The organism is Burkholderia sp. BCC0044 (assembly GCF_902832955.1).
Lineage (GTDB): Bacteria > Pseudomonadota > Gammaproteobacteria > Burkholderiales > Burkholderiaceae > Burkholderia.
Genome location: NZ_CADFDO010000005.1, coordinates 476543 through 484606 on the forward strand (window position 1 = coordinate 476543; position 8064 = coordinate 484606).

Below are 8064 nucleotides of genomic sequence, written 5' to 3' on the forward strand. Positions count from 1 at the left end.
CTGCACATTTCGAAGCATTCGGCCACTTGGCATTAGGGGCATATCGCATCTATTCCGACGGCCGTTGTTGATCCGGCCCGATAATTCGCCTCGCGATGAGCTGTTGACGATAGACGGTAGCATGGTCGGTAGCTGTATGTCGAATCGCCAAAATGCAATCCGTCGATAATGCATATCAGCGAGGAGCCTTCGCCCCTTCGGGCAACTACACTCTCAGTGAGTGGGCTTCTTAAGCTAGTGATCCAGCCTTCATCAGCGATAGTTTGAATGGGGTAATGATGGGGAAGGTCGGGAATTCTTGGCCTGCGATATGAACGCATTGATGCGCACGAGACCGTCCTGAGCTTGAATATTCATTTTCTAGCGTGGCTATCGCGATCGGTATCATCGCCGCCAGTCCTCAGGATCTGACTTCTCAGTCTCTCCCGATAACGAGTGTCCCGCGTTCGAACCTCATCGAACCATTCATTCCACTCTCCGATGCTCAAGTAGGCGTCGGTCTACGATCGTCGCCTGACCCGCAATGTGACAATCTGAGACAGTCTCCCAATCTCGAAAGATCACGTGCGCCCCCACGCACCGACAGCGTGCCCGCTACGCTGGCATAAATTTCCGCCTCAAAGAAGTCCCCGCTCCATTTCATCCGGCAGTTCGAATGGCTTGCCGCTTAGTTTCATTCTGGTGCAAATTTCCCTTTCCGATTTCGACGACGACCACGTTTCTATCCAAAGCGCCGAGTCCGCATCTAATTTTGCATTCCTTAGTACGTGTCCAAAATCACGCCGCATCGATTGGGATATTTCAAAAGACAAATGTGCGATGACAATATGATCGTCCTCGCCTCCGCCGGCGTGCGGGGAACCCGAGAGAAAGGGAGAAGAACCTTGTTGGCCAGACCACCGACACCTGGAAAATTCACATCCCGCAGTCTTGTCGATGCCTTCCGCCGAGGCCTCCTGCAACGCGAACGTCTGCTGAAGCTGGATACGCCCCTCGGGGCAAACAAGCTGATTCCACTCCGCGCAACGGGATGGGCAAAGATCGGCCGCGACTACCGATGGACTGTCGACGTCGCATCACCCCGCGACGACATCGCACTGCTCTCGCTGATGCACCAACCGGTCACACTCTGGATTCAGCAAGCAAGCGCACCTTTCACAAGTTCGACGTACCGTCCGATCCACGGCTTCGTCCATCGCGCCGGAATCCTGGGCGGCGACGGCGATCTGGCCGTCTACCAGATCAAGTTCGCATCGGCCCTTTTCTTCCTCGGCCACGCACGCGACGATCACTACTGGCTGGAAAAGGACGCACGCGAGATCCTGCTAGACGTGTTCAACCGGTATCCGCAGCTTCGCGGCTGCGTCCGCCTGAACATCACAAACTCCCCGCGAATCCGGTCGTATTGCCGACAAGCAGACTCCGACTTGAACTTCGTTCATCGGATACTCGAAGACGAAGGCTGGTACTGCTATTGGGAACACATGGAAGTCCGACAAGGCGAGCGGCCGACGACGATGCTGGTCATTGTCGATCGCCTGTCGTCGCTACCCGAAGCGAGGTCGGTGAAATATTGTCGCGACGACACCGGCCACGAAGCAGACGGCCTGACGCAATGGTCCGCCCACCAAACTCTCCAAAGCGTTCGCTACGCGTCTCGCTCGTTCGACTACAAAGGATCGCATCACGACTTTGATTCATCGAGCGACCTTGCATCGACAACGTATGAAGTTGACGAAGGTCGCCACCGCACGACGCGTCGCATTCCGTCCGCACCGATGGAGATTTTCGAGTCGACGTCATACGGCTACGCCGATCTTGACGCCGGCAACCAGCGAGCTCGGCTTCGAACAGAAGCATGGGATTCGCTGGCCCATCGCTACACAGGAACGGGCGGCCTGCGCTGGATCGATGCGGGTACGCGCTTCGTCCTGAACAATCATCCGAGGCACATCGCGATCGCACCGCACAATCGTGAATTCGTCACGATCGAAGCGCGCTGGTACATCGAGAACAATATTCCGATTGGACAGCAGACCGATGCCTTTCCCAGCAGCCTGCAGCAAACGATCACCGATACGAAAGTCAAGCACGGCCCTCGCTTCGACTCTCGGCCACACTTCAGCGATGGAGAAGTCGGATTCTTCGTCGTCGAAATTGAAGCGCAGCCCACGACGGTCCAGTATCGCAGCCCGTTTGAACACCCGAAACCGGCGATACACATCGAACATGCACACGTCGTTGCGCCTGAGGGCGAAGAAGCATGGTCCGACCCACTGAACCGGATCCGCGTGCGCCATATATGGGATCGTCAAAGTCCGTCCGGCGCCTTCGGCACGTCACCGCTGTTGCTGTCGCTGCAAGCCGACACGGGTAATGCATATGGCGCGGTGCATGTCCCGCGCGCTGGCGAATGGGTGGCGATCGGGCACTGGGGCGGCGACTGCGATCGTCCGTTCGTGCTGGGCCGCCTCAACGGTGCGGCAACGCCACCGCCCTGGCATACGAACGTGCTGCTATCGGGGTTCCAATCGAAGGGGTTCGGCAAGACAGGCGCCTACAACGCATTGGTCCATGACGACGCAACGAATCAAGGCAGTACACGACTAACCACCTTCACGAACAAGCACTACAGCCTGTTTCATCAGGGTTACCTGATTCGCCAGGACGGCAACACGCGGGGCCGCTACCTCGGCATGGGATTCATGCTCCACACCGACGACTACGGTGCAGTGCGAGCGAATCGAGGCCTCCATCTCACCACGCACGCGAAATCGATCGATAGTGACCAACTCGACGTTACCGAAGCACGAGATCAGTTGACCCGCTCCGGCATGCTGCTTGAGTCGCTGTCGCATGCGAGCGCGACGGCGCAAGCTGAATCGCTACAGGCGGGTCGCGACGACTTCGAAGCAATCGCACACGCAACTCAACAATCAGAGTCCGGCCAGACCTCCGGCGGTCGAACGAATGGCGGCGGCCTAGGCAAAGCGAACGGCTTTGCATCACCGCTGATCGTCATGTCCAGTCCCGCAGGAATCGCGGCCACGACGCAGCAATCGACACAAATTGCAGCAGACAAGCACATCAATGTTGTCAGTGGCGAACATACCCACATCGCGACGGGCAAATCGCTGATCGCAGCCGCTGTCGAGAAAATCAGTCTGTATGTCCAAAAAGCGGGCATGAAGTTGTTCGCGGCAAAGGGCCGGGTCGAAATCGAAGCGCAAAGCGACGCGATGCGGCTCTACGCGGACCTGGATCTTGCGATCACCAGCAATCGCGGCTGCATTTCCATCGAAGGCAAGAAAGAGCTGCTGCTGAAGTGCGGCGGTTCATACATCCGCATCACGGCGGACGGCATCGAAGAAGGCACGCTCGGCGCTCGGACAAGCAAGGCTGCGTCGTTCAGCCGGCTCGGGCCAAGCTCGCTCGCTGAGCACATGAACGAACGCCCGCACACCGCGTTCAACGATCCCTACGTTCTTCGCCACAAGATCACCGGGGAAGTCCTCAAAAACCATCCATACGAAATCGTGCGCGGTGACGGAACGGTCATCAAGGGCATGACGGACGAATCCGGGCAGACCACCGTACAGAAGAACGTCGATATCGAGTCGCTACTGATTCGAGTGTTGCCGTTCCCTCGCGACGGCGCCGGATAGTGGCGCGTCCCAATTAAAACGCGAACCCGCCCTCCATCGATCGACCATCGTCTACTCCTGATAATCGCATGAGCAATCCCGCAAGCAACAGCACCGGCAAGAAGGAAAAAGTCGTCGTCATCCAGGCGCAGCACGAACGTGGAGGCGGTTCGTCTGCACGAGTGACGCTGACACCCCACTCGAACACCAGCACGAAGCAGATCGACTGCGATCCACGGCAGCCGATCCCGGTGATCTTCATTCCCGGCGTCATGGGATCCTTGCTGCTCGACCGGAACACCGGCAACGAAATATGGAGTCCACCGAATAGCATCGCCGAGTCCCTGGCTTTCGCTGCTTCCGGGTACTTCGCAAACGCTGCGGAGCGGCAGATACGTTACGACCCACATGCAGCCATGGTCTCGGCCTTCGGAGAAGTCAGCACGGAAGGGTGCGACGTTTCCGTAGAGGAAGCGCGGCGCCGAGGCTGGGGATCCGTGCACCGCGGGAGCTACCACTCAACCTTCGCGTGGCTCGAACGCGAACTGAATAACCCGGCCGATTCAGGCGAGCTGCTCGGGGCTTGGGCATCGGGCGACCCGAAGGGTGAGACATTCACGCTGAATCCGGTCATCGGCACCTCACCGAAGTTATACGGTGCACACGGCCCAACAGCTGACGTGATTCACGCCACGTCCGACGAGTTCAGGAAATTCTGCCAGTTCAGGTATCCCGTCTATGCAATCGGCTACAACTGGCTTCAGTCGAATCTCGATTCGGCTCGGGATGTGGTCGAAGGCATCGATTGCGTCGATAAGAAGCGCAACAAGAAGGCTCGGCTTATGGGCATCCGGGAAATCTGCGAAGAGAACAAGGTCAAGAAGGCGATCGTCATTACACATTCGATGGGCGGGCTTGTCACGCGAATGGCGTCGGTGATCGCTGGGCATGCCGATCTGATGTACGGGGTGATTCACGGCGCGCAGCCGGCTACGGGTGCGCCGCTTGCGGCGCGGCGATTCCGGGCCGGGGCACAAACAGAAAACACGGTCATCAATCAGGTGCTGGCGGGACGCAATGGTCTTGAGTTCACGGCCGTCACAGCAAATGCGCCTGGGCCTTTGGAGCTGTTGCCGATGCCCGACTATCACAACTACGAGCCGTGGTGGATCGTATGTAATCTAAAACGTGACCCGATCCTCAAACTCCCTAAACCTGGCAACACGCTCTCGTTGTATACATCGCAGGCGTGGTATGGGCTAGTACCCGATCAGTCGGACTCTGTCCTCGACCCGTCGGGCATTGTCAGGAAGCGGCTCTCGGATACCAATCGCAAAAAATCTCTTCAGGAGAACTTCGTCGAGACGATTACCGATGTGGTTTTACGTCAAAAACAGCTCGTCAATAAATATCATCCGAACACCTACGCCTTCTACGGGAACGGCCCTCTCCAAGAGACCTCGGAAAGCTCGTCGTCGGACGCCAACCTCTCGCCCCAACCCAAGCATCGGGAGGTTTCCGAACCTGGTGGAAAACTGCTCACATTCGGCAAGATCCTATGGCGAGGCCCCTTCCCAGCAGACACAACCGAAGACGACCTACTTCGTGCTCAGTTCCTGAGTGATAACCGCATGGGCCAAATTCGCATCCGCATCAAAGATCAGACATACACGATTGAAGCAGAGTTGGCGACACCTAACTCTGCTGCTGAGCGTGGGTTGATTTTCGGTGATGGCACCGTCCCATTCTGGTCAGGCGAATCGGTAGCTCGCGGACTGAAAGAAGGGGTTCCGGGTGGCAAGGCCGAAGGCGTACATATCGCATTCGATCAAAGGGGCCTTGGTCATCAAGAATGTTTCAAACATCCGTGGGCCAGGTGGGCCACGTTGTACAGCGTCGTCAAGATCGCAAAGCGTATCGAGGCACGGAGATGAGCGTATTGATTCGAGTCAGAAAAGTGCTCCTGATCTCGGCAATCACCATTCTTCTGGAGCTGACTGCTTGCGCGAAAAATAATCCTTCGGAGTACGTTATGACTACGCCCGTGATGCACGATACCCGTCCATGGTGTATCGGTCGCTTTGCTCTCGATCTCCCGAGTGATATCGCCGTGTACAACCAACAATTCAAGTACATGGATTACACGATCGAGACCACTCCAAACATTTCCCGGAACACGTTTCTGCAGCAGGTTGACGCAAGAGAGGAGGAGCTGAAAACCACGCTCAGAATGGATATGACGCAAGCGACGGGAACAACAAACAACGTTTGGCTTAAGGAAGCGGTCCGCCCGAGCGACGACACGCGGCTCTTCATTTTCAGAAAGGCAGACACAACATCCATCGATATTCCATACAAGGCTGAGGGCTACGCTTGGTCCAGCGATACCCTGTTCACGCTGAAAACCCTCATCGGCGCTCGATACGACGACTCGAATCTTCAAGTCGCGGATCAGATTCTTCGTCACATCGGCCCACGGCAGGACTGGGAGATTCCCGCAGACGGAGCATTTTGCTTCAACGGCGGTGCAATAAGCGGTAAGCCATTTCGCGGCTTCGATGCCACGCTATCTGTCGGGCTCTTACCCGGCACCCCGTCGACCTTCGTCGTCAAGCTTCGCGAGTCGGTCGATGTCGATCAAAAGGCATCCCTGCTCGATGGTCTCCCTGCGTTCGAAATCCAGCTGAAATCTCTACTGGGACGCTACAAGATCCTGAGGAAAGGCAAACGCCAGTTCGCCGGCATGCAGGCAGAAGAACTGCTGATGGCCATCAGTGAAGATGGCGTGCAGAAGTACCACTTCTATCTGCTGGCCCCGGGCGTCGAACGCGACCTCTCGAAACCTCACACGGCGATTCAGCTGCTTTTCGGTGCGGCGCCCGACTCGATCACATCAGCCGCCGAGGCAACCTCTCCTGTCAACGAAGCACAAGCGATTCAAGCATGGGACACGGTGCTGAACAGCTTCCGCTATCGCGGCCCCCGGCTGGGTGAATCGGAGACAACCAGGTGAGGCGCTATGACATCGTGAAGGGCGATACCACGTCCGCCGGTGGCTTGACCCAGGGGGGCGACGGCAACGACCTGATCGGCGCGAGCGAACAGGCTTACGAGGGCGATCCGGTCTCGTGCCCTGCGTGCAAGACGGTCGGCAAGATCGTATGTGATGGGCCTCGCATCCCCACCACCGGACCAGACGGACGGCAGGCGGCACTGAGTGACGACTTATGCGTATGCCGGTGTTCACCGCCACCGCGTCTGATTGCTTCGCAGGTCTCGTCGTTCATCGATCTCTAGGCCCATGCCGTAATTTCCTGCGGGGAAAACTCATGAAGCTATGCCGATTGGCCACTCCCCGAATTTTCTATATTTCGAGATGCCCAGTTAGGTAGACTCAAATGGCGTCACCGCAAAAAGCGCGGGCCGCATGGGCTGCCACCCATACGACCCGCTGACCACCACCAACTCCTCACAGGAGAGTTGACCATGGCTAACGCCAATCATAAGTCACGCCCCGTCGTAACGGAACGCTTCGTCACTGTTCAAGAGTCAGCGCGCCATCATTCCTTGTCTAGAGTTCTCCGTGCCATCAGAGCGCACCGGAGACTGAACACGACGTATTTCCCGTGGATCAAAATAGCGGGAGTATGGCTTGAGGACGCGGGATTCGAGGCCGGAGAACGCGTTCGGATTACCGTCGAGGACAAGCGACTCATCATCACGCCGATGTGATCGGCGCATTGTCGATGGTGAGCATCGCAAGTCACTCTCCGTCTGGAAGCTCGGTACCCGATGCTCCATACCGTTAGTAACTGTGACAAGCGACGATTGTTCTGAAACTGCAGCGGGCTGGTCACCCCGATCCGCCGTTGTGTAGCTATTCGGCATGAGGTGTGATCTACGCTGGGCACACCACACATTTCCGTCGCCGAAATGCAAAAACCCCCGCCTTTCGGGCGGGGGTTCTTGGCTTAGGGAGCCTGACGATTACCTACTTTCACACGGGAATCCGCACTATCATCGGCGTAGAGTCGTTTCACGGTCCTGTTCGGGATGGGAAGGGGTGGGACCGACTCGCTATGGTCATCAGGCAAAGGGGGTTGTTGCGTTGCTTCGCAGCGCAACCAATCTTGGAAGAAGCAGTAATTTTGAGTTGTGTGTATCACACACGAGAATCCAACTTGTCTCGTCTTGCTACGCAGGTCACCGGCACTTCAACCGGCGCGCCGCATCGATCAGCTTCGCTGCTCGATGCTCTGCGTGGGATGCTCGTAAGTGCTGAAGCACCAACGATCATCGACACAAGGCAGACTTGTTATAGGATCAAGCCTTACGGGCAATTAGTATCAGTTAGCTGAACGCATTACTGCGCTTACACACCTGACCTATCAACGTCCTGGTCTCGAACGACCCTTCAAGG

Annotated in this window: 5 protein-coding genes and 2 rRNA genes; 5 read left to right on the forward strand and 2 right to left on the reverse strand. The window is 57.1% G+C overall.

The genetic code is table 11. The features are described 5' to 3' along the window. Positions 1-827: 827 nt before the first annotated feature. The 5 genes from tssI to HWX14_RS30195 all read left to right on the forward strand — a co-directional run bounded on the left by tssI (position 828) and on the right by HWX14_RS30195 (position 7376). Positions 828-3665: a type VI secretion system tip protein TssI/VgrG gene (gene tssI, locus HWX14_RS30175; protein ID WP_175885926.1), complete on the forward strand. Its 2838-nt coding sequence runs from the start codon at positions 828-830 to the stop codon at positions 3663-3665. A gap of 68 nt (positions 3666-3733) precedes the next feature. Continuing rightward, the gene (locus tag HWX14_RS30180) at positions 3734-5578 is read left to right on the forward strand and encodes a hypothetical protein (protein ID WP_244130381.1); all 1845 of its coding nucleotides are present in this window, start codon (positions 3734-3736) and stop codon (positions 5576-5578) included. Then, complete coding sequence (locus HWX14_RS30185; protein WP_244130382.1) at positions 5575-6657, forward strand: T6SS immunity protein Tli4 family protein; 1083 nt, start codon at positions 5575-5577, stop codon at positions 6655-6657. Before HWX14_RS30180 ends, HWX14_RS30185 begins: the two co-directional genes overlap by 4 nt. Then, positions 6654-6941: a PAAR domain-containing protein gene (locus HWX14_RS30190; protein WP_175885927.1), complete on the forward strand. Its 288-nt coding sequence runs from the start codon at positions 6654-6656 to the stop codon at positions 6939-6941. Before HWX14_RS30185 ends, HWX14_RS30190 begins: the two co-directional genes overlap by 4 nt. 189 nt (positions 6942-7130) lie before the next feature. Continuing rightward, positions 7131-7376: a SymE family type I addiction module toxin gene (locus HWX14_RS30195; RefSeq protein WP_175885928.1), complete on the forward strand. Its 246-nt coding sequence runs from the start codon at positions 7131-7133 to the stop codon at positions 7374-7376. Positions 7377-7622: 246 nt separating this feature from the next. Here the strand turns inward: HWX14_RS30195 and rrf are convergent. Further along, positions 7623-7735, reverse strand: a 5S ribosomal RNA gene (gene rrf / locus HWX14_RS30200). Positions 7736-7963: 228 nt separating this feature from the next. Then, a 23S ribosomal RNA gene (locus HWX14_RS30205) occupies positions 7964-8064 on the reverse strand; the annotation flags it as partial.